General features: G+C 56.5%; 20 protein-coding genes, 2 pseudogenes and 1 riboswitch. Of the genes and pseudogenes, 6 read left to right on the top strand and 16 right to left on the bottom strand.

Translation table 11 applies throughout. The features are described 5' to 3' along the window. From ASC97_RS22575 to ASC97_RS22545, 7 genes are all read right to left on the bottom strand, one after another. On the bottom strand, positions 1-512 hold a 512-nt coding region (locus tag ASC97_RS22575; protein ID WP_210171776.1), incomplete at its 3' end, for an AMP-binding protein. 209 nt (positions 513-721) lie between these two features. Then, the gene (locus ASC97_RS22570; RefSeq protein ID WP_057470595.1) at positions 722-1,684 is read right to left on the bottom strand and encodes a TauD/TfdA family dioxygenase; all 963 of its coding nucleotides are present in this window, start codon (positions 1,682-1,684) and stop codon (positions 722-724) included. A gap of 100 nt (positions 1,685-1,784) precedes the next feature. Next, positions 1,785-3,272: a peptide ligase PGM1-related protein gene (locus ASC97_RS22565; protein ID WP_057470594.1), complete on the bottom strand. Its 1,488-nt coding sequence runs from the start codon at positions 3,270-3,272 to the stop codon at positions 1,785-1,787. Continuing rightward, the gene (locus tag ASC97_RS22560; RefSeq protein ID WP_057470593.1) at positions 3,269-4,144 is read right to left on the bottom strand and encodes an SDR family NAD(P)-dependent oxidoreductase; all 876 of its coding nucleotides are present in this window, start codon (positions 4,142-4,144) and stop codon (positions 3,269-3,271) included. Before ASC97_RS22560 ends, ASC97_RS22565 begins: the two co-directional genes overlap by 4 nt. Positions 4,145-4,196: 52 nt before the next feature. Continuing rightward, complete coding sequence (locus ASC97_RS22555) at positions 4,197-5,387, bottom strand: SIS domain-containing protein (RefSeq protein ID WP_057470592.1); 1,191 nt, start codon at positions 5,385-5,387, stop codon at positions 4,197-4,199. Between the two features lie 281 nt (positions 5,388-5,668). Further along, positions 5,669-5,791: riboswitch (TPP riboswitch) on the bottom strand. Positions 5,792-6,243: 452 nt separating this feature from the next. Beyond that, the gene (locus ASC97_RS22550) at positions 6,244-6,846 is read right to left on the bottom strand and encodes a hypothetical protein (RefSeq protein ID WP_057470591.1); all 603 of its coding nucleotides are present in this window, start codon (positions 6,844-6,846) and stop codon (positions 6,244-6,246) included. A gap of 78 nt (positions 6,847-6,924) precedes the next feature. Beyond that, positions 6,925-9,900, bottom strand: a complete 2,976-nt coding sequence (locus ASC97_RS22545; protein WP_057470590.1) for a Tn3 family transposase — start codon at positions 9,898-9,900, stop codon at positions 6,925-6,927. Between the two features lie 154 nt (positions 9,901-10,054). Between ASC97_RS22545 and ASC97_RS22540 the strand changes: the two genes are divergently transcribed. After that, positions 10,055-10,648 (top strand): recombinase family protein, encoded by a 594-nt coding sequence (locus ASC97_RS22540; RefSeq protein WP_057470589.1) that lies wholly within the window; start codon positions 10,055-10,057, stop codon positions 10,646-10,648. Positions 10,649-10,753: 105 nt separating this feature from the next. Here the strand turns inward: ASC97_RS22540 and ASC97_RS22535 are convergent, their stop codons facing one another. Next, a complete protein-coding gene (locus tag ASC97_RS22535) occupies positions 10,754-11,962 on the bottom strand; it encodes an RHE_PE00001 family protein (RefSeq protein ID WP_057470588.1) in 1,209 nt (402 codons plus the stop codon). Positions 11,963-12,151: 189 nt separating this feature from the next. Between ASC97_RS22535 and ASC97_RS22530 the strand changes: the two genes are divergently transcribed. Continuing rightward, positions 12,152-13,300 (top strand): tyrosine-type recombinase/integrase, encoded by a 1,149-nt coding sequence (locus ASC97_RS22530; RefSeq protein WP_057470587.1) that lies wholly within the window; start codon positions 12,152-12,154, stop codon positions 13,298-13,300. A 103-nt stretch (positions 13,301-13,403) separates the two neighbouring features. Here the strand turns inward: ASC97_RS22530 and ASC97_RS22525 are convergent, their stop codons facing one another. The 3 genes from ASC97_RS22525 to ASC97_RS22515 all read right to left on the bottom strand — a co-directional run bounded on the left by ASC97_RS22525 (position 13,404) and on the right by ASC97_RS22515 (position 16,938). Next, positions 13,404-14,525, bottom strand: coding sequence for a hypothetical protein (locus ASC97_RS22525; RefSeq protein ID WP_057470586.1), 1,122 nt, complete (start codon positions 14,523-14,525; stop codon positions 13,404-13,406). A 62-nt stretch (positions 14,526-14,587) separates the two neighbouring features. Then, a complete protein-coding gene (locus ASC97_RS22520) occupies positions 14,588-16,459 on the bottom strand; it encodes a CHAT domain-containing protein (protein ID WP_057470585.1) in 1,872 nt (623 codons plus the stop codon). 8 nt (positions 16,460-16,467) lie between these two features. Next, the gene (locus ASC97_RS22515) at positions 16,468-16,938 is read right to left on the bottom strand and encodes a hypothetical protein (protein WP_057470584.1); all 471 of its coding nucleotides are present in this window, start codon (positions 16,936-16,938) and stop codon (positions 16,468-16,470) included. A gap of 165 nt (positions 16,939-17,103) precedes the next feature. Between ASC97_RS22515 and ASC97_RS22510 the strand changes: the two genes are divergently transcribed. Beyond that, the gene (locus tag ASC97_RS22510; RefSeq protein ID WP_057470583.1) at positions 17,104-17,868 is read left to right on the top strand and encodes a hypothetical protein; all 765 of its coding nucleotides are present in this window, start codon (positions 17,104-17,106) and stop codon (positions 17,866-17,868) included. Positions 17,869-18,356: 488 nt separating this feature from the next. Here ASC97_RS22510 and ASC97_RS35510 read toward each other — a convergent pair. From ASC97_RS35510 to repA, 5 genes and pseudogenes are all read right to left on the bottom strand, one after another. Next, positions 18,357-18,620: pseudogene (locus ASC97_RS35510) on the bottom strand (molybdopterin cofactor-binding domain-containing protein); the annotation flags it as partial. Between the two features lie 59 nt (positions 18,621-18,679). Beyond that, positions 18,680-19,027: pseudogene (locus tag ASC97_RS33260) on the bottom strand ((2Fe-2S)-binding protein); the annotation flags it as partial. A gap of 412 nt (positions 19,028-19,439) precedes the next feature. After that, entirely contained in the window at positions 19,440-20,654 is a 1,215-nt protein-coding gene (repC, locus tag ASC97_RS22495) for a plasmid replication protein RepC (RefSeq protein WP_057470580.1), read from the bottom strand. 157 nt (positions 20,655-20,811) lie between these two features. Beyond that, a complete protein-coding gene (gene repB / locus ASC97_RS22490; protein WP_057470579.1) occupies positions 20,812-21,828 on the bottom strand; it encodes a plasmid partitioning protein RepB in 1,017 nt (338 codons plus the stop codon). Further along, positions 21,825-23,039, bottom strand: coding sequence for a plasmid partitioning protein RepA (repA, locus tag ASC97_RS22485; RefSeq protein WP_057470578.1), 1,215 nt, complete (start codon positions 23,037-23,039; stop codon positions 21,825-21,827). The genes repB and repA overlap by 4 nt, the downstream gene beginning before the upstream one ends. Before the next feature lie 501 nt (positions 23,040-23,540). On the opposite strand from repA, the gene trbB reads away from it, so the two are divergent. The 3 genes from trbB to ASC97_RS22470 are packed head-to-tail and all read left to right on the top strand — an operon-like array spanning position 23,541 to position 25,183. Then, on the top strand, positions 23,541-24,506 hold the full coding sequence (trbB, locus tag ASC97_RS22480; RefSeq protein ID WP_057470577.1) for a P-type conjugative transfer ATPase TrbB: 966 nt from the start codon (positions 23,541-23,543) through the stop codon (positions 24,504-24,506). Further along, positions 24,496-24,891: a TrbC/VirB2 family protein gene (locus ASC97_RS22475; protein WP_057470576.1), complete on the top strand. Its 396-nt coding sequence runs from the start codon at positions 24,496-24,498 to the stop codon at positions 24,889-24,891. Before trbB ends, ASC97_RS22475 begins: the two co-directional genes overlap by 11 nt. After that, a complete protein-coding gene (locus ASC97_RS22470; protein ID WP_057470575.1) occupies positions 24,884-25,183 on the top strand; it encodes a conjugal transfer protein TrbD in 300 nt (99 codons plus the stop codon). The genes ASC97_RS22475 and ASC97_RS22470 overlap by 8 nt, the downstream gene beginning before the upstream one ends. The last annotated feature ends 6 nt before the right edge of the window (positions 25,184-25,189 follow it).

Raw genomic sequence — 25,189 nt, 5'->3', positions numbered from 1 at the left:
TTGCGCAAAGCGGCATGCTCGATCACGACGCCCTTGGGCCGTCCCGTCGAACCGGATGTATAGATGATATAAGCGGCATTCGCTGCTGTCAGCGGCGCCGTGCGGTCCTCGTCTGTCGGATCATCCTCGCGGCTCCCAGCCAGGTCGACCCTGTCGACTTCCAGCTTGCGGATGCCGGCGGGAAGACGGCCCGAGAGTGCGGCGGCGGTCAACACATGGCTCGGCTTGGCGTCGTCAAGCATGAAGGCGAGACGATCGGCGGGATAATCCGGATCGAGCGGCAGGTAGGCCGCTCCGCTCTTCAGGACCGCCAGAAGTGCGACGACCATCTCTATCGAACGCCCCAGGCACAGGCCAACAACGCTCTCCGGCCCCACTCCCTCATCGATCAGACGATGCGCCAGCCGATTGGCACGCCGGTTCAGATCGCCATAGCTCACCTGCGCATCGCCAAACCGCAAAGCCACAGCATCGGGCGTGCGGGCCGCCTGGGCTTCAAAGCGAGCCGGCAACAACGCCTCCGGCACAACATGGGATGTCGCGTTCCAGCCCTCAAGAACAGCATCTCGCTCGGCNGTGCGGGCCGCCTGGGCTTCAAAGCGAGCCGGCAACAACGCCTCCGGCACAACATGGGATGTCGCGTTCCAGCCCTCAAGAACAGCATCTCGCTCGGCGCTACGCGCAATATTAAGGTGATCCGCCATTGTCAGTGTCCCTCAAATTACTGTTGGGTCACGCCGGAAAAAGGCCGTCCCATGCTGACGAGGACACGCCGGGCTCCTGTAAAAGGCCTCCGACCATGAGCAAAGCGCATATTGTCGAGAAGGAGGACATCGTCTTTCAGCCAATTGAAAATTATCTTTTCCTGCTCAAAAGCATGAGTGACGTGAGCGATTACGTCGTCAGGTATGGCCTCGCCATTTCCGAAATAGGCATTCCGGGGCAATCCACGCACGCCAAATGTGTCTATCATGCTGGCGGCCATCTCAGGTCCAAGGCTGGACACGTGGAATAGTTGCGCCTGATTGAACCATAGTTCTTCGCCGTTCTCGGGATGGATCGCAGTGCCTTGGCAAACCTGTTGGGTCCTCAACCCCTCATCCGTCCATTCGAAAGCGATATCATTCTCGACGCAAAACTCCTCGACATCGCTTTTGCTGTCGGTCTGAAAAACGGTTTGCCATGGGAGGTCAACGAACTCCGAATAATTTCGGACGTACGACACTCCTCGCTCTCGGAAAACAGAGACAACTGCCGGATCGAGCCGGGCCGTAACATAGCTGACATTTGCGAGGGGAGTCTGCCCACCCGTGTCGGCCGGCGTGACACAATGAAAACCGATCCTGGTCGGCCAGTCTCGTTGGTAAGCATTCTCGTTGTGCATTGGTATTTCTTGGTTCTTCGGATACTCCGTGGCTGTGTAAACGCCATTCCCCACGTTTGTTCTTGGTGTTGAACGATACACATATGCCGATGGTGTGGACCAGAGCGACTCGAATAACGCGGCAAGCGTATTGTCGCCGTCCGCTTTGTAGCCGCGCAAAAGGACTGCTCCATGTTCTGCAATTTTTGATTCTATCTCTCTCGCATGGTCCGTGACGAAGTTCTGAAGGGTGTCAGCATTCCGAGACTTGATAATCAGCGGCGTTTCGGATTCGACGATTAATAAGGCGTTCTGCGTCATGAAAACGTTCCTTTGCTAGTGCTGATCCGCAGCGTAGTTTATGCCGCCCACACCAATGCATATGCCTTGGAGTGGCCAAAAACATGAGCCTGCAGTTGCCTCACTGCGGAAGAGGCGGGGCCAGGAGATATTGCACGTCTTTGATATGCCGCTCCGCCGTATCGTGATCCGTTGAAATCGAGGTCACGCCGATCTTCTGGTGCGTCATCGCACAGCTCAGCATGTGTACGATCACCCCGCTTCTCGTTTTGGGGTCGTATGCAAGTCGCGCCTGGTCGATGAGTTTCAAGACATCCGATCCGGACATCTCAGCGAGCAAAGGCGAGCTAATATATTCCGAAGATTGATATACGACCTCACGTCCATCCACCTCCAGCATGTCTGTTTGTGAATTGTATGAGGCACCCGTCAGGATTTTTGTCCAGAAATAGGGATGGGTGGTAGCTGCCTTTCGGGCGTTGATTTCGATTGCCCAAATTTTGAGATCGCGCTGGTTTTGCCTATTGCCCGTCACAAGGAAATCAACCGAGACAATCCCTCTCCATCCTCTTCGGGCACACTCTCGTCCGATTATTAGGGATGTTTCGCGAAGCCTTGTTCTGTAAGCGGAATCCGCGGGAAACCGGCATCCAAGATACATCGAATCACGAAGGATCTGATCATGCGTGGCGACGCAATGGACCTCGCCACTGTCGTCGATCCACATCTTCGCACTGGGCGACGCAATAATGTTCTCGGAAATCAACGTTTCGACAAGTGCACCTTGTTGGCGCATCTGTTCTTCGAATTCAGCGAGAACGATATAGGGCTTATCTACTTTGATGGCCGAACGTACCGCATCGACAGTATTGAATTGGCTTTCAGTGCGAAGGCGGGCGATTCCGTTGCCGCCCTCCTCGTGATTGAGTTTGAGGAGCAACGCCCCCGAGGACGGCAAATCACCGGCCTTAAGGTGACGGAACAAGCTGTCGGTATCGAAGAAAACACCAAAGTCCTGAGGAGTTCTTGAACCCACTTTCTTGAAGATGCTTTTCGCTTCAGCTTTGCTGTCTGCGCCGACCAGATCAGCTGGCATACCGATATGGGGTAGAGAGAATGCATTCGCTAAAGCAATCTCGTCGGGTCCGACTGTCCAAAAGTCAAATCCGGCAGTTCGCTCCCGAACCAAGTCGCGAAGTTGTTCAATTGCCTGCCGGCTATTAAGCACCGCCGCGCTTAGCGAGATGCCAGCTGGCTGGTGAACCTTCACGACATGAAGGTTCCGCAAGGCTTCGGCGGGAATATTGTGGGTGCGAAGCAACAGATCTGTATGGGCACGCAGCAGATCGTCTTGCATCGCTTCCGATAATACGAAAATAATTTGCTTTGCCGGATCGCTTAACGCGCGGATGAAATAGTAATTCCGCTCCTGAAAGAAATCCAGTCCGGTCAAATGTCTGCGGGTAAGTGGTCCCAAGGCGATGCTGGGTACATATATCAGCGTGTCCCAGGACCGAGGCAGCAATTCGATCCCCTCGTGCGCGGCGGCCGAGTTAGCCAGGAGCCCGCTTGTGGCAGAGTGATAGAACTCCTTAGTCGCGATCGTCATGCCAGCACCCTGCTTCCCACCGGATCAGCCGCGGCAGAGGGCAAGCCAAGCGCAGCAAGACGGCGATCGCGTTCGAGGTGGTATTCGATCGTTGAGTAGTAGTCGAATTCCCTTGCCTGATGATCCCCATGCCCACACGCCCACAGCACAAAGTCGGCGGCCATTTCAGGCGATATGGTCCGCATCGCACCTGAAGGGTCGATGCAATTCCAGTCACCCGATCTATATGGTGGAAGTCCCTCGGTCTTCAGCGCGAAACTCGGATCGACCACAGAGCTCGACCGCAATTCGGTTTGCATGCTTGTATCGACGATGCCGGGATGGACCCTCGCGACACGAACATAAGGACTTGTCAGAGCAAATTCTCGCGCCTGCACCATGGCAAGTCGGCTGATCGCTGCTTTGGTAGCGCTGTAGAGGCCAATTCCTGCAAAGGTTAAAGCCGGCTCTGCTCGAGCTAGTGACGAAGTCAGGTAGGTGACTTGGCTACCTTCTTCGGAAAACACGCATCTCCTCGATATTAAGCTCGTGATAAGAATCGTGCTGAAAACGTTAGTGCGAAAAATCGCTTCCAGATCGGCGAGCTGCGCGTGTTGAAGCGTACCAAGGGATAAATTGGCGGCATTCAAAACTAGGTTTACCACCCGATAATCCGGGTGCTCGTCCAACCAGCTGCCGATACGTATCTCAACATCGGCGGGTTCCCTAAGGTCGGCAACCAGTTCGTAGATCGGGAACTTTGTCTTCAGGTCGGACGTCGGCGTTTGGCCTCGGGAAATATTGAGGACGGGCATGACGTTGGAAAGTTCCTTGCACAGAAACTTTCCGACGCCGCGGCTCCCACCGGTCACGATCGAGATTAGCTGTTTCAACGTTTAATCCTCCTCGGAGGAGGCAACGCGCGCAAGCGCGTCGCCTCACGATTCAGGCGATCTCAATGCTTTGCTTGATGGTGTCGCTTAGGTCCCCGGGAATATCGACGCAACTTGGATGCTCGCTGATAGACTCTTTGCTCCACCAGGGGTTCTTCGCCGCAACCGAGATCAGGTCCCGGCCAGTGACATTCGCCATCTGGCCAAGATAAAACGCCACCTCGACCATAAAAAAATGCGTGAAGTAGAACTTTTTGAAGAAGTCATCCTGATCGATGTCGATCCGGACGAATTCGATGTTTTGATTTTGATAGAGGCTCTTGTCGGCGAAGAGGCGCTCCATCGTCGCCACTTTCTGGTGCGTGTATTCGTCGTCGTCACTATCGAGGAAGACGATCAGCGACTGCTTTTCGCTTGGTGCCGAGTAAGCGGCTACTTCGGTGTGGGAGAATTCATGCAGCAAGTTCCGATGTGTCGGGACCATAGCGATCTCGTTGAGGAACATAGTTGTCTGTTTCAGTAGCTGGACATACCACCGCGCGGTCGCGAGGAGGACGATGCGGCTGTTCTGAAGCTTTTTCGCGATGTCGAACGCGCGGCGCCGTGTCGCGTCATCGAACGTATTTTTCAGATAATCGACAGCCGCTCTCAGGTCGTTCTCATAACTCTCCGACGTGATTCCCAACTTGTAAAAGAGGTCGAGGAAAATCGAGAAGAACTGCTGGACATGGTAGAGGGGATACTCTCGGTCGGCATGCCGAAGTTTATACTGAATCATGGAGTTGCCGTCATCGACGGCCTGTTTGGCAATCTTTCCGCCGCCACTGAGTACGATGAGATTTTTGTTGCCGGTCAACTCGTTCATACGGTCGTAGAAAATACACGGCTCGACCGACCAACCGCTGTAGCAAACGATGAAGATCAGGGTATCGTCGCGCAAAAGAACGCCTTCGTCGATGAACCACTTGTAATCGTAGTCATTCACGACATCGACGTGGATTGGAATATTCTTCGTCAGAAAGAATCCTTTGACGATATCGGAAACAACTGAAGAGCAGCCCATGCCGTAAAAGACCATGCGTTTGAATTGCCCCTGCTTGATCCTCTCAGCCAGAGCATTGTTCAGGTGAGTGAGGTCGTATTCATGACCCCACAAGGTACTCTCGAAGAGTTTATCCCCAAGGAAGTCGCCCAATCTCTCAATTCGCGGCTGCATATATTGGTCTTTTACCTGAATATTCATCAGACAATCTCCTATATTTCTGATGGTACACTGGACAAGCGTCGTGACCTCGCGCGCCGACTGCGCAACGGCATCGCAACCGGTTTTAAGGACGGCAATAGCTGTTCACGCGGCATCTAAGCTGCGCGTTAGGTCGAAAGCAGTTGAAACGTTCGGTTAGATCGGCGTCGAGATGCAACTGCGAAATGCAGTGCGTTTACCCTAGACAGGCCAGCCGTAAGAGTTCGTTCGATTTGCTGCGGCGGAAGTCGAAAATTGATGCCGTCTTTTGAGGGAGTAATTCTTTTCCATAGCCACTCTTCCTACACCAGTATTAGCTGGATCAGGTTCAACGGGTTAACGCGATGCCTTAAAGGCGGTAGCGGTATCTCAGCCTCGTTTCCGGGGCGCCCCAGGTGTGATTTGAAAGCTATTGCAACCTGAAAATGTTGTCAAGCAGCAGTCGGCGGCGCGCCTTCTGTTCGGCGAGCTCGCGACAAACGAGAACCAGCAGGATATGGTCTGACCGACAATCCAAAATAAGCAATATTTTCAAGTAATTAGCGCGCCTGGTTGCATCCCCTGGTGGCAAGCGTGAGGCGCAGACTTGGTTTTGCGATTCCGTGGCCCGTAGTTGGATCTTGGGCGCCCTGAGGGCTATCGACTTACGCTTGCAACGCAGGGGTTTAGCTTTCGGCTGACCGCGACGTTGACGCAATCAATCACGTTTTATTACAGCGATCCGTGCCTAAGGCGTAAACATTCAGTCAGCACATCAAATTCGACCGGCTGCAATTTGGCGCTCTCGGATGCGCCCATCTGGGGGCAGAACAAGAGCAGCTAAAAATCCTGCGCTAAGACAGAACGGAGGAGGAACCTATTTGCCGGTACGGTGATATGCTGTTTCTGAAGGTTTTGATGGCGCTTTTTCAGGAGACGTGTTGGTCCATACGGTAGGAAACGCGCCGAAGCGGAGCTGATTCCCTTCGATCCAAACGGTATCAAAGAGGTGTGTCCCTTCCGCAGCGAAGCTGAATGGACCGCAGGTTTTTCCGGCCACCGAGAGTGCAGCGTTTTCTTCCCAGCCCTTCAACCCGCACCCTGCCTGATCAGGAGTATCTTTATTATAATGGTCGACAACGTCCTTGATGTTCGGTGTCGTAGTAATGGAACGCACGGCATATTCGATCCGTCCAAGATCGCCATCAGACTCCTCGTGGACAAGTTCTCCCTTAAAATTGACCTGCACCGTCGGTGTTTGGCACGAGTTTTTGGCGTAGATCTGCGAAGTCGCTGTCACTTCCTTGTCTTTGATCGTGATGCGCGTGATGTAGCCATGCCTGTCATTTTTCCCGATGGCGAGACAATCGGTCGTCCATTCGCCATTTAAATTCAAAGGCTTTTCCTGAGCAAAGGCGGTGGCCGGAGCAGCCAAGGCTAATAGATATGTTCCGGCGACAAGATAGCGAATCAAGGTCATCACAGTCTCTCTTGATGTTGACTTCGAACGATATAGATAAAGAAATCTCGGCCCAATTATGAAGGCCGCCCCCCCATGTTACGCGGCCCGTAGCATTCTGCCGGCAAGTCGCAATGGCCTGAAGCCTTCCGGCATCTGTTGCTCGGCATCCCAGGAATAGATGCCGGTGAGATTTATGTGTTCCCAACTGAGCGGCGAGATGTGCTTGAGAAGATCGTCGGGAACAATTCGTCCCTGCTGGCGCAGATGGGCCGTGGCGCGGCTGAGATAGACGGTGTTCCAATGCACGATCGCGCTCACGACCAGATTGAGGCCCGATGCCCGGAATGCCTGGCTATCGAAAGACCGGTCACGGATTTCGCCGCGCTCGTGGAAGAACACGGCACGCTTGAGCTTGTGCGCGGCTTCACCCTTGTTGAGACCGGCCTGACACCGGCGGCGCAGCGCCGGGCTGGAATACCATTCGATCATGAACAGGGTACGTTCGATGCGGCCAAGCTCGCGCAGCGCTTTGGCCAGGTCACTGGATTTCGATGAGGCGGACAACCTTTTGAGGATCGTCGACGGCGCAACCGTGCGCGTCGTGATCGACGCGGCCAGGCGCAAGAGATCGTCCCAATGCTCCAGAATGAGAGCGGTGTTGATGGGTGCTCCAATATGGTTGGCCAGCACCGGATAGGCATCAGCCCTCTCGAAAGTATGGAATTTCCGGTCCTTGATGTTGCGCAGCCTGGGCGCGAAGCGCTTGCCGATCAGGGAGAACAGGGCAAAGACATGATCGCTGGCGCCGCCGGTATCCGTAAACAGTTCCTCAATCTCCAAAATCGTGTCGTGGTCGAACAGGCCGTCGAGCACATAGACGGCCTCGCTCTCGGTCGGGCTGATCGGCAGAATGCTGAAGTAGCCGCATTGATCGGAAAGCCCGCTGTAGAATTTCGTCCCCGGCTCGCTGCCATAGTGCAGGTTTATGTCGCTGCGCTTGGCAGCGCGGTCGCTAGCCCGGAAGAACTGCCCGTCCGATGACGCTGTTGTCCCGTCTCCCCAGAGTTGGGAATGGGAATGGCGCGTATGAGCGTCGGTCACGCTGGCCTGCGCAGCGCGATAGGTTTCTGAGCGGGCGTGGAAGCTGCGCATCCAGCCGATTTGATGGGCGCTGATGCCTTTCGAGGCCCCTGCCATGCGTTTCGGGCCGAGATTCGTGGCATCTGCGAGCACGCCGGCCAGCATGGCGGATATGTTCTGCGGCGCGTCTCCCGTCCGGACATGAGTGAACTGATCAGCGAATCCGGTCCATTCATGCACCTCCCGGAGCAGATCAGGGACTTCGACGAGTGGGTACATTTCGCTGATTTCGGCATTGAGAGCTTCCGCCGCGGCGGGAACGTCGCTTACCCGGGGCGTCACGATCAGCGTTCCGTTCTCCATCCTCACGCCCTCGAGCTTTCCGTAGCGGACGCGCCATGCGAGCCGCTTCAGGTTGAAGTCCATCATCTGCCGGATTTCGGCCAGCCAAGCCGCACCGTCGCCCGGCACGCCGAGACCCAGTTTGTCTTCGTCCTTGAGTGCAACGAATGCTGGCTTCGGCATCAGATGTTCATCGATCGGCCGGAATGCGCGGCTGCCCTCGACCCAGACATCTCCCGAGCGCAGCCGATCACGCAATAGAGCCAGCGTCGCGATTTCATAAAGCCGCCGATCCGGCTTTTCGTCTTCGAAGATCAGTTCGCGTTCCGATTTTGCCAGATGGGAGACCGGAACGCGAACGGGTAACACGCGGCGTCCGTCCGCATAGAGCATTTTCAGGGTGGCGACGGCAGCAAGCAGCGGATCGTGCCGCCGCCGCGAGTGAAAGGTGAACGTCTGGAGAAAGGCGCCGGCATATTTGCGGACGGTCGCGTGTTGCTCGGCCGCCGTCATCAGCGCCGACACATCGTTGCTTTCCACCATGGCTTCGAGGCCGGGTTTGATCTGCAGCAGCCGATGCCAGCCAACTTGCCTATCCAACGTAGTCATAGGGTCTGCGTCGGCATCGTTGGCTGTCTGCAGAGCGACGATCGTGTCGAGGAACAGCCGCAATGCTTTGGTCGTTTCCAGGCGAGCGCCCATATGACGTTGCTTTTTGCGGTTATTGGCCTGGGAGAACAACCGGCCCATCTGCTTGATGAACATCATCACCGCATCGTTAGTGAGTTTCTGGCCGAGCTTGATGATCTGCGCCACGATCGTCGCCCGCCGGCGACTGGCATTGAAGTCGTTGGCGAGCCAAGCTGGTGTGGCATCGCCCTCCCGGACCATCTGGTCCCACCGTCCCGAAGCGATCCGGGCCTGCAAACGCGGGTCGATCCCGAGGGTGCGCAGGAATGCAATGCGCTCAGTCAATCCGACCAGGTTCAGCGCACCCGGAGCGTCCGGAGCCGACCGCAGCCAGTGAAAGCGTGTCTGGCCGATCGCCGGGTCGACCTCCAGCAGCCCATCCAGCATCTGCAGTGTTTCCGGAACAAGATCCGAGATCAGTGCCGCCTCGGCGCGACGGCGGGCAATGGCGCGGGCTGCCAAGCCCATGCGTTCGATCACGTTCGCTACCGGTAGCAGAACCCGGCGCTCTCGGAATGTGACGATGATGGTGTTCGCAATCGTCACACCCTTGTCGGTCGTTGAGGCAGTCTCAATTGCTGACAGCAGGACAGCGCGACGATCCTCCGCTGTAGGACTCCTCATTTCCAGATAGCCCAGCAAGTGAGCTACATGATTCATGCGCGTCTCTTCCCGGCGGGCGTACATATCAAATGAAGCTGGATCGGCTCCGATTTGTTCGGCAATATAGTTGAGCATCGCCTTGGGCGGCATCTCGTTTGCCATGAGCGTGCGGCCCGGATAACGCATCAGGCAGAGCTGCACCGCAAAGCCGAGCCGATTATGCTCCCGTCTGCGGACCTCGATTTCAAGCCGGTCGGCCGGTGACAGGGAATAGTGGCGGATCAGGCTATCCTCGTCGGTGGGAATATCGAAAAGCGCCGACCGGTCCTGAACTTTGAGAAGTTTCCGCTTGGCCATTTGCTACTCCCTACTTTTGCGCACCAATGACTGTGCCCTGTACGGAAAGGTCCGATTCCGTACAGGGACAAAACACTCTGTCCACAAATTACCTTGACATAATTACGAACAGTCCGAATATTTCGGACAGCCTATTCGGACGAATTGGAGCCTTATGCCGCGCACTTTCGCTTATGTCCGTGTCTCCACGACCGGACGGACCACCGAGAACCAAATTCAGGAAATCGAAGCCGCCGGCTTCCACGTCGAGCCTCGCCGTCTCGTCACCGAGACAGTTTCCGGCAGCACCGCCATTGCGCAGCGCCGCGGATTTTCCAAGCTGATGGATCGGCTGGAATCGGGGGACGTCCTGATCGTGACCAAACTCGACCGTCTCGGCCGTGACGCCATTGATGTCAGCACCACGGTCAAAACGCTGGCCGAAATGGGTGTGCGTGTCTATTGCCTCGCCCTCGGTGGCGCTGATCTCACCAGCTCGGCCGGCACGATGACCATGAATGTGCTCAACGCCGTCGCTCAGTTCGAACGGGATTTGCTGATCGAAAGGACGCAATCTGGCCTCAAGCGTGCAAAGGCAGATGGCAAAACGCTCGGCCGCCCCTCGACGCTCAGCGAAAAACAGAAGCAGGATGCCCGTGACGATCTGGAAGTGGGGATGAGTGTTTCGGCCATCGCGAGGAAATTCGCAACTTCCCGGCAGACGATCATGCGGCTACGAGGCGTAGGTTCACGCTCCGTTCGAACTTAGCGCAGGATTTTGAACTACTCTTGTCCTGACCCCAACAGGCAGGGCAAGGCGCATTCGGTTGTTTTCCACGCGGAACTGAGCCCGTCGCCGCCAGCCGATCGCTCCCTAAGTGACACCCCATGCCCGAAACCTCCCCCTCCCCGTCATCTCGCGCAGCCCGAGTTCCAAAACGATCCGCCGCGCCGCCTGCGGCGTGACCTCGAGCGTCTTGGCCACCATTTTTGCCGACACCAGCGGCTTTGCCATCACCAGTTCGACCAGCTCCGGCAATTTTGACGATGTCCTGCGTCCATCCAGCTTTCGTTCCATCATCGCTTTCGCCAACGTCAGCCGGTCATGTTCCTTCAGCCCGATCTCGGCGGTCGCCAAAAACCCGTGGGCGATGGACAGCAGCCGCGTCTCCCGGTCTCGATGGCGGCGCCGACCCACGGGAATGGTTTTCAAGCCAAGGTTGATGGCGGCAAGATGCGCGCCGCTAGTGATGCCGGCATGGCGCAGGATCGAGGCGGACAACAGCCGACCGAGCCAAGGCGCGTGCTGAAGCACGGAAAGCTCGTTCCAAGCATCGAGGGCAATCATCGCCTGCAGCACCGCCGGCAGGTCGTTTGCCTGCCGCAATACGCCGCGCCATTCGTCCAACCGCGCATCCTCGTCCCAGTCGAGATCATAGATCATCGGATCTTTGTCTTGGTCGCCGCCACGCCTGGGCCGCCTTGCGTTCTCGATCGCTGCTTCCGACCGCGCCAGCACCGCATCGATCGCGGTGTAGTCGACACCCGGGAGTTTCTCGACGTCATCGACGTCGTCCTCCTCCCCTTGCGGATCGACCATTTTGGCGAGCTCGGCGCTCGTCTCGTTCGCGGTGCGGTCAAGGCCGTCTGATGCTCCAGGCCACGCCTGGCGCAGCGTGCGAATGCCGCCGGCCGTCTCTCCCTCGTCTGCACCGGCCGACGTGATGTCCGACGTTTGTCGCAAAGTCCGGATACCCTCTGCGGATAGCGCCCAATCTGGGGATTGGCCGGCGATGCGCCGGCGGGTCCGCAGCACATCGCGGGCGATTGTCAGCTCATGGGTCGGTGTGCGAATATCGCGGACATCGTCGTGGAGGACGAGATCTTCTAGATGGACGAGCTCGCCATCGATCCAAAGCGACGCGCAGGCGTCGGTGAAGTGCGAGCGTTCGAGGAAGCCCCGGCCGACCGGCGAACGGGCGATACGCTCGTCCAGACGCGTAAGCGCGATACTGGCGCGGAATGCCGGCTCCATCAGGGTAGTCATACTGATTTTCGCGAGATCGTAAGCCATTGAAATCATGGTAAATGATTTGCTAAAGGAACGCTAGATGACAATTAGGGTTCCTTACATCGTATGATTGACACTTGGCGCAATAACCATCGATAAGTATCCCTTATCGGAGGTGATTGATTTCCGGACCCAAATCAGAGAAAACAGGGCAACGCACGGCGCGCTCGGCCGCCTAAACCGTCGATCCGGAGTTTTTCTGTGGCCAAATCCTCCCTTTCAAAGACTGCCGTCGATCGACGCGCTGACGAGCTCGACACCATTGCGAGCGTGCTACCGGTCGATCGGCGTGATGAACTGGCCGAACTGCTGACTGATCAGGACATCGAAACCCTTCGCCACCTCGTCAACGAGGGTATGGGCGAAAACACCCTGCGCGCACTCACCTCCGACCTCGCCTATCTGCAGGCTTGGTCGCTCGCCGCGACCAGCGCTTCCCTCCCTTGGCCGGCACCCGAAGCGCTGCTGCTGAAATTCGTCGCCCACCATCTCTGGCAGCCCGAACAGCGCGAAGTTGATCCTCACCACGGGATGCCAGTTGATGTCGAGCAGAGCCTGCGCGAGCAACGCTTCCTTCGATCCCCCGGGCCGCACGCGCCTGACACTGTGCGCCGGCGGCTTGCCAGCTGGTCGACGCTGACGAAATGGCGCGGCCTGACAGGTGTCTTCTCCTCCCCTTCGCTGAAGTCCGCGATCCGCCTTGCGGTGCGGGCGACGCCGCGGCCGAGGAAACGCAAAAGCGCCAAGGCGGTCACCGGCGACGTCCTGGCAAAGCTGCTTGCCACGTGCAAAACGGACAGCCTGCGCGACATCCGTGACCGGGCAATCCTGATGGTGGCTTTTGCATCGGGGGGACGGCGTCGCAGTGAGATTGCTGGTTTGCGCAAAGAGCAGCTGACGGTCGAGCCGCCGATCACCGTCGAGGGCGCCCCTCCCCTGCCCTCTCTCGCCATCCATCTGGGTCGCACCAAAACATCCGGCTCGGAACACGATGAGGTCGTCTACCTGACGGGTCGGCCGGTGGATGCGTTGAACGTATGGATGGCGGCGGCGAAAATCGAAAGCGGGAGCATTTTTCGGAAGGTCGATCGTTGGGCCAATGTTTCGAAGCGGGCGCTGGAGCCGGGTGCGGTCAATCAGATCGTCAAGCAGCGGGCGGAGATGGCCGGGTTGGAGCCGGGGGAGTTTTCCGCGCACGGGCTGCGGTCGGGTTATCTCACAGAGGCCGCCAATCGTGGCGTTCCTTTGCCAGAAGCCATGGAGCAGTCCCGCCATAGATCGGTCCAGCAGGCCTCTAGTTATTACAACAACGCAACCAGGCGAACAGGACGAGCGGCACGACTTCTTTAGTGATCGCAGCCGCCCCCAAAGCACTGCCGTAACCTACGACTTTGCGGCGGGCTCTCGCGACGACAATTTTCGATTACTTTTAGTTGCTTCGTCACCTTGACCACTAGCAAGCTTCGACACGCGACAGGACCTCGCCCAAAGCAAAGTTGCGAAGTTCAAGCTGGCGAATGACATTGAGGGAAAGCTGAAGCCATCGGTTCCATGATTTCGATGCAGACGCCCTCTGGCTCGCAGAACCCAATGCCGCGCTTCTTTCCTCGATCTGTTTTAAAGTCGCTTCTCTCATGCGACGCAGGTCCTGCAGATCGAAATCCGGATCCCTTTCGAAAGATTCAATAATGATCCGCTGGATGGCAGGTTCATCCTTCGCGGATATCTCTTTAAACATCAGATCAAGCCGGCCATCCGTCATGGCTTCATGGAGATGATCATCCAACCTGGTGAGATCTTCACTTTGCGGGCCATGTCCGTGTTGGAAGCTCCGACGCAGATATTCCAGACACTTATAAAAGGTTTGCGGTCTGCTCTCGTCACCCGAGGAAAAGAGCGCATCAAGGTCAGTAGCAACGCTTTCGATGAAATTCCGGTAGAGGACCCGCTGGTCACGGGCCGGCGAGGACGCCCGGTCACCATCGAGTGCCGTCATAGTCTCCGCGTTGAGCGGTGCAAGGTCGCGCTCAAAAACTGTCGGGGTGATAACCTGAAAGCCACCGATACGCTCGAAAGAGGCTGGCGTATATTTCAATGCAGACGTGCCCTCGAACTCTCTTGCGCCGGCATTCAGATAGGCCTCCGCCACGAAAGCCGAACAGAACGTGCCATCGTCATCGCGGAAATCCACATCGGTGCCCGATATCGCGCTACGAGCTTTCCTGACAGAGTAGCGCTGCCCATGGAAATGCACAGCCCAATCCGCAGCCGTGCGAGCGATGTCTTCGTTATGATAGCGCAACACCTGAACATTCTCGAGATCGTGGCAGAAAGACGCCTGAAAAGTTACCGCACCGACGCCATCGGCCAGCGCTTCAATGAAAGCCGGGGTCTCCGCGCAGATCAGCACATGACTGAAGTCTCCACCGCTACGCGCGGCGATGAGCTCCGCCTCGCGCAAGGCCGCCGCTGATCGGGTGTGCCGGTTCTGCGTCAGAACGACATCTCCCGGACGAAAAGCTGCAACGTTGGTCAGGTAGACGTATACGCCGTCATAGGTTTGCGATTCAGGCATGGCTGCAAGGTTCCATATTTCCTTTCGGGACAACTAGGGTTGACCCCGGCTTATGCTCATCGCTATTGCTCGCGATAGTCGAGCGCTGCCAGCGCATCGAGCGCTGCCAGCATCTGCTCATCACGGATCTTGCTGCGGCAGGGCTCATGATCGAACTTCATTTTGCGCAAGCCGACTGTGATGTGGGATCGGACTTCGCAGTAGTCCATCGGGCAGCCCGCGGTCTCCTGGTGATACTCTAGACCCCAACGCTTGTCGGCCCACATGACCGCTGACAGGCATAGCGAGAATACGGTCTTGGCGAACGATGTGTGCGCCTCAGCGGCAAATTTCCGGAGGTCTTTTGTCGAAACGACCATGACCCGTCTTTCATCCGTCAGCGCAGACATGAAGAGGTTGAAGTGGGTTTCGTTCGCTACCATGTGCTGGGTGAGGCAGCAGACGTGATCGACCCCGAGTTTCGCAGGCATTGGTTCCAAATACGATCTGAGCCGCGGCACATAGGTTTGTCCGCCCTCCTTCTCGTCGGTGCGTACATAATCGCTTGGCAACGGAATGTAGGCGACCCTGAATTCGTAGTAGGTCTGCGCCTTGTTAGCCGCCTCAACGAGTTCGGGAAGAAATCCCGCCTTTGCATCGAAGTCGACGATTGCCACTTTGATCCTGTGCTGATTCACGGCGTCGAGCGCCGCAGAAGCTATCACGGATGGCTGACTGGTGCCCTCCCCGCCTGCCTTGGCGAGCGCTTCGACGAAATCGGAACCTGTCGTCCCAGCTTGATAGAGAGTAGCGTAGCTGGCCGGCTGCTTCGTCTGAAGGGAAAACAGTTTTGCGCTTGGCGATGCTGTATAGAGAACAGGGATCCCCCAGTCGAACACTCGTGTCCGCGTCTCGAGAGACAACACTGTTCGGCCGGCCCGGATAGCCTCACCGAGCGGCTGACCGTAGAGTAGGCTGTTATAGATGGTCGCGGCGAGAATATGGGCTGTCTGATCTGGAAGTGAAAATTGTGCTGCGACCACCGCCGGCACTCCACGCAAGACGAGAGCACCAGCAACTGAGCTTCTTGCAGGACTGAATTCTGATGAAGATGTTGCCGTCTTGCAGGCGTTTAGAAAGACAAGCTTTACGCTCTTCTTTCTGCTAATGAACTTCGCGAAATCCTCTGCCATAATCCGTAGGGGTTTTTCCCCTGGAACTGCGATGGCGAGATACCCGGTACCTTCGTCTGCGTCGAAGCCGGCGTGCCCGAAGAAGTGTACAATATCATAGGCTTGGTTCTGTAACTCCATCTGTAATCGATGAATGTCTCCAGGGTTCAGAATGTGCAGCTCGAAAGAACGCACGTCCAGATGCGCCGAAAATACGTTTTCGATCGACTTCAGTTCTTCTGCCGGACTTATGTAAGGATCATCTATTGGTACACCCAAGATGATCAAAAGCCGCAGTTTGTCTTTTTTGGCCTGAATTGGTCGGGGCGGATCCAGCGAAAAAACGTTTCGCGAAATCGGATGGAATTCCTGCGACAGAAACTGTTCACCATGCGGATCGAAGACATATTCCCAGGGCCAGCCAGCGATCTCGTGATCTTCAGCAATGATCTCAAGGGGTAACGTTTCCTTACCCAGGCTTTTCATGCGACCGGTTACCTGGTCGAAAAGGATACGGGCTTGCCCGGTAATCAAAATCCCGAAGAGATGTTCGCCGAGTTTGCGAAGCGCCGCGCGATCAAAAACGCCGACATTACCTTCGACATGGCCTCTTAGCTCGGCGATAGCCGAAATGACGCTGGATAGTTCCTCGGTACGCAGGCTAAGCGTCTGTACGGCGCGGGCATGGTTCCATTCAACAAATGTCTTGATGATCTGCTCGGGTTTGCTTTTGTCTACCTTGCCAAGCAGAAAAAACCTGAGCGGCGATGCCTTGCCGACCATTGGAACGCCTAGCTGAAAAAGCCGAAGAATTTCTTGACTATGCCGTCCGCAGTCGCCTTTTTCGAGAGGTCGAACTTGACCGATGTTTCTCCGTTTTTCTTTTCGACCGACAAGCTTACCTGGGTCTGCAACACAACGACGATCGCGGCGAGGACAAGGGCTGCCGTGACTGGTTCAATGAGGAGCTTCCGATCATGCGCGAGGGCTGCCTCGACTCGCGGCGCGAGTTCGTCGATCTGTGCCCATTCTTTCAAGGCGAGCCGTGCTGCCTGCGCCTGTTCTGGACGGCCGCCAATCTCGTCGTCTCTGCGAGCGATCGCGGTGTTGCCGAGCTCAGCAGTCAGTTTGACCCAAGCGTCCGACAAAAACTTCAACTTCGCAAGTTCGGGCTCATGGGCGGCCACACCACTGACGGCTAAGTTGAGAGCTTGAAGAGCTTCTTCGTCGGACAGGCTATCAATTTTCTCGGGTAGTTGCATGGCACCCTCGCACAAACTAATTTCTTGAAATAGTGTGGCAATCTATAGTCTCTGACTTGTTGAGTTAAACTAAACGATAAGCGATTCGAACACAATCTGGTATTGCAAGGTTGACGTGGCCTTGCAGCCATTGCGCCTCAAAACCTCTCACGGGTCCCGAAAATCATGCTTGATCCCATGGTAACAACGCTGAACGCAACCGGCTTTCAACCGGCATTTCTCCCTCGGCGATTCGCGCGGGTTCCCGAGCCTATTATCCTTTCGCGCGACCACGGGGCTCGCGGCGTCGCAGCGGCGCGAACCCTCGGCGACGGGTTATCCAATGTCCTCGGCTCGTCGGCAGATCGGGCTGCCGATCTCCCGAAGGAAGATGAGGAAAGACTCTCCGACGAGGGTGGAAAGAAAACGCCGGCAAACATGGCGCTCATCGTCAGACATGCGCTTCATCTGATCGACGTTCCGTTTCGTCATGCTGAGGAATTGGTAGCGACATCCAGAGACATAACGTTTCGTTGCGCCTTCGGAGGATTTTCTGCTGCGGGGATCACGCTGCCTCACTATGATGAACGCCTTGCGATTAGCCGACGTCTAGCTCTGGATGTCCCGTCATCCAAGCTCTTCATCGACTTTGCCTTCCAGTTCCTAATGGTGAGCACATTAGAGATTCGGATGTCAGGAAAATCTAATCTTGCGGTTCGGCTGAGCGATGAAATTCGACGTCAGTTGCAGGCGACGAACAACGCGGTTTCAGATATTAGGGCCGGAGCAGGCTCAACCTCGTTGACGATCGCTGCACCGAGACCCTTCGCGATCGCTTTCAAATCTTTCCGGATCATAAGCAAAGGTACTATAGCGGTTCCAGACGCCCGCCTCCCGCTTCCCGGAAAGATTTTGGACGTTCTTCCCGAAAGGGGGTCGCTGCCGGGCTAAGCGGGCCAAAAGCTGGCCGTGTAAGCGATCGCCTATGTTTGCAGTATCAGTTGAGTTTTCCCTACCGCATTCGAGTGGACAACCCGCGGCCAGCATCACAATGGAGACGGCCTTCACCACGTTTGGCTTCTCCTCATCAACGGTGAAAGCATCCGACGTTCAATTGGCATCGTGGTCATTCACCACGGTGATTGAATGCTACATACCGTCCGCGGTGCGATTATCCGATCGGCAGGCAGCAACATCTACGAGTACACCGGTGTTTCTCCGGTTATTTCGCTGACCCTCACCTCGCAAAATTGAGCGCCATAGGAATGCATCGAGAGGGCCTCCATCTCGGCGTGCGGCGGTGCTTCGCCTTGGCATTCCTCTCGCCCTGCCTGCGCAAAATGGACTGATAGGTTTCGAACCGTTGGTGGTCTTGCCGATGACCAATTCCGCCATCTCTCAACCCGACGTCTTCGAACGACAGTCCACCAAGGGGTGAATCATTGCCAGCCAGCTTGAGAAGCTTCTTCAATGAAGACCTCTGTCGCCGCTATGACAGCTCCTCCTATCGAGGCAGTCTGCGTAGACCCTCCGGCGATGACGCCGCGCGGGAGGCTGCTGTCACCGTATTCGAATGTAACATTCTCGACGGGCAAGCCGAGGCGAGCAGCGATATCCTGAACCTGCGCTGTTGCGGTTCCCATCCCCATCTCGTGTACGGCTGTCGCGACCGTCACATAGCCATCGACCGCGAGCGTGATCCGCGCTGCGCCGTCTGGAAAGCGATGATAGGGCTAGGTCGCAGTGGCGCAGCCCATGCCGATCAGCCATTCACCATCGCGTAGCTGACCTGGCTTCTGGTTGCGGCGGTTCCAGCCGAACCTTTCAGCACGTTCCGCTCGATCTCCGATGCCATCCCGGTGGCGGAACAGAGTTGCCCTGGCGTGCAATAGCCGCACTGGAAGCCATCATGTTCAATAAACGCCTTCTGAAGCGGGTGCAAATTGCCGTCTACGGCAAGGCCTTCGACGGTGGTGATGCTCAGCCCACTGCGAGCGCGACACAGGAGTTTATGCGCTCTTCTATCGACCAAAACCGTGCAAGCGCCACGGGCTCCCTGATCGCATCCCTTTTTTGTGCCGGTGAAGCCGAGCGTGTTGCGGAGGAGGTCGGGAGCGACGTTCGTATGTCTGCAGATGTGTCAACCTCAAGGCCATTGATTGTGAAGTGCATGGCTAGACTCCTTTAGCAAGACGGATCATCAGGCAAATTCGAGCGCGACAACCAACTCACCTAAAGCCATGCCTCAAAGTTTCAAATGTAATCACGCCGCGCAGTTAACAGCGCTAACCAGGTCAAATTAGAGCGGACCGCACGCGTAAGCCGGCGTATATTGCCATACAACTCAGCTGGGGGCCATTCTAACCGAATGCTGTGATCAGCTCGTGCGAAGATCCTCCGAATCGCAACCAAAAACCGATCAGAAAAAAGATAGGACATTCAATGTGTTAGAGCGGTGGTCAGCTGACCACATAAAGCGCGACCATATCTCTTATCAGAACACGCGATTATACCTCTGGCGTCTATCCCGCACGCAACTCGCCATGACTATTTGCTTTCAGCAGCGCCATAAGCATAGGACCAAGTGAAAATTCGCCCCGCTGTGCCCGTCGGGTCAAATCTCGCAGATAGGCTCCAGCTGAATTGATATGATTGGCTCTCTCAAGGATACACGCAATGGCAGCCGCAGCGTTCTCGGCGCCCATGACCTCGCAGGCGTCCTGATAAGCCGAAGGGCTGACACCCAAGACGGAACGCACGACAACCGCGGCCGACATCAGATCCCGCCAGCCGCCAATCTCACCTGCTCGCGCATAATCGACGATTGATGGGCAAGCCTTCAACACTAGATTTAGCGAGAATGCTTTTATCGGCTCGTTCTGTCTTCCGCGGTCTCCCTCCGACTTCGCCCCCTGCTGCTCTTCAGAGCGAGGTTCAAATTCATTAAGGGATTCGGGTTTTGAATTCTGTATGTGCTGCTCACTTTGGGCAGCATTGCTGCTAGAAATTTCCGAATCTTCCTGAATAACCAATCTGTTGAGTACCTCTTCCTGCAGGAGGCGCATCTCGTCGAGAATGTCTGTGACTGCTGGCAGGGTAGGGACGCGTGGGATCTTAGCGACGAGCGCGACGTACAGGTCCTCAATACCAGGCCAGTCACCAGGAACACCTTCTTCTATCGCTGCTGTGATCATTTTTCGAACGTCACGACGGCAGATAGTGAGGTTTTCTCTCGCCGTCCTAATTGCAGCCCGATTGGCCATAACTTGTTGCGCCATTATGGCCAGTTCTTCGGAACGGGCGAGCAGAGGCGAGAGGTCGAAACCGAACGCGCGCTCAATCTCACCCGCACGATCCTTCCGTGCGAAGCGTTTCCCGTTTGCGCTGTCTCTGCGAACAATCAGGCCGGAATCGACGAGCAACGCAAGGTGTCGTCGCAGCGTTGCGCCAGCCATCCCGTGAGCCCGCAAGGCAAGCTGTACGTTGGACGGAAAGACGATCAGACTTGCGTCGTGGCGCAGCTCGCTATCTGGGTGGAAGCTCAGCAAGGCATCCAAGACGGCCAGGCTGTTGGAGTGGATTCCAAGGTGCTCCTTAGCAGCAGCCGTATCTCGAAATACTTTCCACTTGTCAGCAGTCTTGCCTTGCTTAATGCCCGCCAAAGCGTCTTGCCGTCGAACAAGGGCAATTGTAACCGGCCGAGGCCCAAAGGGCGTCGTCACACTTCCAGTTTGCATCATCTTTCACCTTTAAGATGGCAAAAGAAATCCGCTCACCAAAACGGTGCCAAAGACTCTTGACGAGGATTCGTGGAAATGCGATTCTGTGTTTCTCAGGACTACAGAAATGGGTTCCACGGCGGCAACGTTGTTGGGGCCTTTTTCTTTTCCCGGCTTACTCTCCGTTCTGTTGATTGCGGTCTCTATATTCTTGGTAGAGAGCGGGCAATTGTTCCATCACGAAGACCGCAAAATCGGGTGTGGCTTTCTTGTCGATGGTGATTTCAAGCTTGGCTTTGCTCTGCGTGACCTGTGCAAGCCGGTCGCCAGCAGGAGCCATCATAACTTCCGGAAGCTTACGGCTGGTCCGAATTGGCTTGAGACTTGTAATCACGGCTTTGAACCGCTCAGCAGAAGGCAACGATTGCACTTGCTCGGAGGCCGCGTATCGCGTGGCGTCCGACGACGACGCCTTTTCCAGCAGCTCCGCCAACTGTTGCCAGTTCGGTCGCCCGACGCCTGGAGCCGCCCCGATTGCGTCAATGAGATCCGGGGGCAGGGCGCCCACCAACAGCAGCATCTTCGAAAGATTACTTTTGTCGATCGACATCGCGGCAATCACTGTTTCGCGCGGAAACTGCTTGTTCAAAAGGAAGGCGAAGCGCGCCTTCTCGATGAATGTCAGGTCCTCTCGTTCATTGTTTTCCTGGCCCTGCGCAACAACAAGTTGCTCGTCCGTCAGATCTCTGACCACCGCCTTGAGTGGGAGGCCAAGTTCCATCACGGCACGCCAACGACGATGCCCAAATGCAATCTGATATCGGCCAGCTTTTTCAGGATGGGGCCGCACCAGAACCGGAACCTGCTGACCCTGCTCGCGGATCGAAGCAAGTAGGCCGTCTAGGTCGCCTTGCATGCGATCCTGGACGAACGACGGCTCGACATCGGAAGCCTCGAGATCGACGACCGCCTGGCCTTCGGCCAATCTACGTTCAATTTCTTCGGCACGTCCGAGACGGTCATTCTGCTCCCGGAGGGCATTGCCGATATTGGCGGTGAGCTTCGTGGCCGGATCACGTTCCTTTCTTGATACGCCAAGAAGGGGCATGGTACGGTTTTTAGCCGAACGAGTGTCGACGGCTGATGTTTCAGGAGCGTCCATCGAGACGCCGAGAATGTGCTTCCGGCTCATGTGGGTCTATCCCATGCTTTCTTGATCAGGCTCTCGATCTCGTCGTTAACGGCGTTCATCGCCTCCAAAGCGCGGTCATATGTGGCGCGCGTAAACTGGCTACGCTCTACCTCGAACAGGGTTTGGTTCGTGAGGCCGGCATCCGAAACAGCAGTGGTCTTCAGCATTGGGAAATTGAGAACGTTTTCGCCAAATATCGATCGAAGATAGCCGACCATTTGATTTTGCGGTCCATCGCTGGGCTCGAAGCGCGTAATTAGGTAGCGCATCCAGTTGAAATTGAATTTCGCCCCAGCGTTCTCGATTTCGCGGAGAAGATTAGACGTCATCGCCAGGAACTGGTTCATAGACATGACATCCAGCATTTGCGGATGGACTGTAACGAGGATCGATGTCGCAGCCGTGAGTGCGGAAAGCGTCAGATACCCGAGCTGGGGAGGGCAGTCGATCACTACAACGTCGTAATTATCTGCAACATCCTCGATAACCTGGCTGATGCGACCATAGAACAGTGTATCACCTTCCTTGCGCTTCATCAGCGCGCGAGGTGTATCGTGTTCAAATTCCATGAGTTCGAGATTGCCAGGGATCAGATGGAGATCAGGAATATAGGTTCCCCGCACAACTTGTTCGATCGGCACTTGTTCATCATCGTAGCGTATGGCGCCGTAAAGCGTTTCATTCGGTCCGACGTCGGTCTCGGGCTGGCTGCCAAAAAGAGCTGAAAGGCTGGCTTGCGGATCGAGATCGATCGCAAGAACGCGATAACCCCTCATCGCGAGATACTGTGCCAAATGGGCAGCGGTGGTGGTCTTACCAGAGCCACCTTTGAAATTCATGACAGAGATGACTTGAAGCTGCTCGCCTTCCCGCCTGTGCGGCAGATATCGGCGATTACCCCGTCCAACCTGATCCATGTGCTTGCGGATGACGTGGATATCTTCGATCGAAAGTATCCTCCGGCCACCCGGGCTCATGCTGACATTGAGATCTGGCATCTCGGTCACGATCTGCCTTAGATATGACTCCCCAACTCCGAGCAGCTTTGCAGCTTCGGAAGGGCCAAATGTTCTGATACCTTTCTCAGCAGTCGGCGGGAAAACCTTGATATGATGTGCCTGAAGCTGGGTCGACAACGCGTCGGCGTGGCGCTCCATCAAAGCGGTCAAGCCTTCAAAGACAGGCGCTGCTTTTTCGGCGGTCTTCGCCATTTCCAAACCCAATTTCTGCCAGTGGCGGTATTTTTCGCGAAACCGGTTTAGTTTCGCCATTATCACTAAGCCCCGATTCTGAAGGTTGAGCAAGGCGTTTTTAGTTAACAAAACCTTAACGCTCATCCTTCGTGGCGCCTTTCAGTCGACCCGGGCGATGCCATATCGCATTAAATCAATGGCTTGGCGTGTAGGCTCCAACTCTTCCCATTATCTGACTTACAAACATCTTTGCTCGCACATTCGCGTCCCGGAACTAATCAAACGCGCACTTTGTGCACAAAATCGAAGAATCATCCGCGACGTACCAGCTCTGCGCCCTGCATCGAGAACCAATGCACCTGACGGTGGTCATGGCGAAAGTTCCGCGATTCGGCGGTTGTTTCGACACCAACGTGACGGAATCACCAGCAAATCGCGAGGTGCAAATTTGCACGTGGACTTCGCACGGCCAACGGGGTCTGTCTCCTCCTGCACTCAAACGAGGAGACGAGCTTCCCCATGCTTCAGTCGCACTCTCGCCTTGTCCGCAAACTCCAGGACGCACTCGGCGAACACCTTTGCATTGCCCTTGAAGATCCGACGGTCGTCGAGATCATGCTTAATCCAGATGGCAAGCTTTTCATCGAGCGCCTCGGTCACGGCGTCGCGCCCGCTGGCGAAATGCAGGCGACCGCCGCCGAGACCGTCATCGGATCGGTGGCGCACGCTCTCAAGTCCGAAGCCGATGGAGAACGACCGATCATCTCTGGTGAGCTGCCGATCGGCGGCCACCGCTTCGAAGGTCTTTTGCCTCCGGTTGTCAACTCGCCAACATTTACGATCCGTCGGCGCGCTTCGCGGCTCATTCCACTCGACGACTATGTAACAGCAAAGATCATGACGGAAGCGCATGCTTCGATTATTCGCAGCGCCATCACGAACCGGCTGAACATCGTCATCGCCGGTGGCACGGGCTCCGGCAAGACGACGCTAGCGAACGCGGTCATCGCAGAGGTCGTTTCCGCCGCGCCGGAAGACCGGATGGTGATCCTTGAGGATACGTCCGAAATCCAATGCGCAGCAGAAAATGCCGTCTGCCTCCACACGAGCGACGCAGTCGACATGGCACGACTTCTCAAGAGCACGATGCGCCTGCGTCCCGACCGCATCATCGTAGGCGAGGTGCGCGACGGCGCCGCACTGACCCTCCTGAAAGCCTGGAATACAGGACACCCCGGAGGTGTCACGACGATCCATTCCAATTCCGCCATGTCGGCGCTTCGGCGCCTTGAGCAACTGACATCGGAAGCCAGCCAGCAGCCAATGCAAGCCGTAATTGGCGAGGCGGTCGATCTCGTCATCTCGATCGAGCGCGCCGGCCGGGGCCGTCGGGTGGGGGAGGTCCTCCATGTCGAGGGGTACAACGGCTCGCGCTACCAGACAGAACACTATCCGCAGATCGACGAGGACAGTCATGCAGCATAATCGCTTTCTCCGTTTGGGAATTCTCGGCGCATTGGTTTGCGCCTCGCTTGCGGAGCCGGCGCTTGCAGGTTCAGGCGGCGGAAGCCTGCCTTGGGAGGGTCCTCTCGAGCAGATCCAGCAATCGATCACCGGACCAGTCGCCGGGTACATTGCATTGGCTGCAGTCGCGATTGCCGGCGGCATGCTGATCTTCGGCGGCGAGCTCAACGATTTCGCGCGGCGATTGATGTATGTGGTGCTGGTCGCAGGGATCCTGCTCGGCGCGACAACGATCGTCGGCCTTTTCGGCTCGACCGGCGCTTCGATCGGTGGCTCGTTTGTCGCCGAGCAAACTGCGGTCCCGAATGCAAATCGGGTCGGGGGAGGGGAGGGGCGTCATGGCTGACGCCGGAGCTGGGCTTCATCGCAACCGCATTCACCGCGCTTTGTCGCGGCCGAACCTCTTGATGGGAGCGGATCGAGAGCTCGTGCTGCTGACCGGGCTCGCGGCGATCATTCTCATCTTCGTGGTGTTGACCGTCTATTCGGCCCTGTTCGGCATCGCGATCTGGATCGTGGTCGTCGGCGCGCTCCGCATGATGGCGAAATCGGACCCGATGATGCGCAAAGTCTATGCGCGACACATGCGCTATCGAGCGCATTACCTCCCGACCTCCACGCCCTGGCGCCGATACTGAGGATCT

Origin of the sequence: Rhizobium sp. Root1203, from assembly GCF_001424945.1 — a bacterium.
Classification (GTDB): Bacteria; Pseudomonadota; Alphaproteobacteria; order Rhizobiales; family Rhizobiaceae; genus Rhizobium.
The sequence above is the reverse complement of the archived record's forward strand: the minus strand, read 5'-3'. Positions and strand labels throughout refer to the sequence as shown.

Coding starts and splice junctions, on each gene's coding strand:
- ASC97_RS22555 (WP_057470592.1), bottom strand. CDS start 5,387: ATGAATATTCAGGTAAAAGACCAATATATGCAGCCGCGAATTGAGAGA.
- ASC97_RS22550 (WP_057470591.1), bottom strand. CDS start 6,846: ATGACCTTGATTCGCTATCTTGTCGCCGGAACATATCTATTAGCCTTG.
- ASC97_RS22515 (WP_057470584.1), bottom strand. CDS start 16,938: ATGCAACTACCCGAGAAAATTGATAGCCTGTCCGACGAAGAAGCTCTT.
- ASC97_RS22570 (WP_057470595.1), bottom strand. CDS start 1,684: ATGACGCAGAACGCCTTATTAATCGTCGAATCCGAAACGCCGCTGATT.
- repA (WP_057470578.1), bottom strand. CDS start 23,039: ATGGCGAAGACCGCCGAAAAAGCAGCGCCTGTCTTTGAAGGCTTGACC.
- repC (WP_057470580.1), bottom strand. CDS start 20,654: ATGCAAACTGGAAGTGTGACGACGCCCTTTGGGCCTCGGCCGGTTACA.
- ASC97_RS22525 (WP_057470586.1), bottom strand. CDS start 14,525: ATGCCTGAATCGCAAACCTATGACGGCGTATACGTCTACCTGACCAAC.
- ASC97_RS22540 (WP_057470589.1), top strand. CDS start 10,055: ATGCCGCGCACTTTCGCTTATGTCCGTGTCTCCACGACCGGACGGACC.
- ASC97_RS22520 (WP_057470585.1), bottom strand. CDS start 16,459: ATGGTCGGCAAGGCATCGCCGCTCAGGTTTTTTCTGCTTGGCAAGGTA.
- ASC97_RS22565 (WP_057470594.1), bottom strand. CDS start 3,272: ATGACGATCGCGACTAAGGAGTTCTATCACTCTGCCACAAGCGGGCTC.
- trbB (WP_057470577.1), top strand. CDS start 23,541: ATGCTTCAGTCGCACTCTCGCCTTGTCCGCAAACTCCAGGACGCACTC.
- repB (WP_057470579.1), bottom strand. CDS start 21,828: ATGAGCCGGAAGCACATTCTCGGCGTCTCGATGGACGCTCCTGAAACA.
- ASC97_RS22510 (WP_057470583.1), top strand. CDS start 17,104: ATGCTTGATCCCATGGTAACAACGCTGAACGCAACCGGCTTTCAACCG.
- ASC97_RS22545 (WP_057470590.1), bottom strand. CDS start 9,900: ATGGCCAAGCGGAAACTTCTCAAAGTTCAGGACCGGTCGGCGCTTTTC.
- ASC97_RS22470 (WP_057470575.1), top strand. CDS start 24,884: ATGGCTGACGCCGGAGCTGGGCTTCATCGCAACCGCATTCACCGCGCT.
- ASC97_RS22535 (WP_057470588.1), bottom strand. CDS start 11,962: ATGATTTCAATGGCTTACGATCTCGCGAAAATCAGTATGACTACCCTG.
- ASC97_RS22475 (WP_057470576.1), top strand. CDS start 24,496: ATGCAGCATAATCGCTTTCTCCGTTTGGGAATTCTCGGCGCATTGGTT.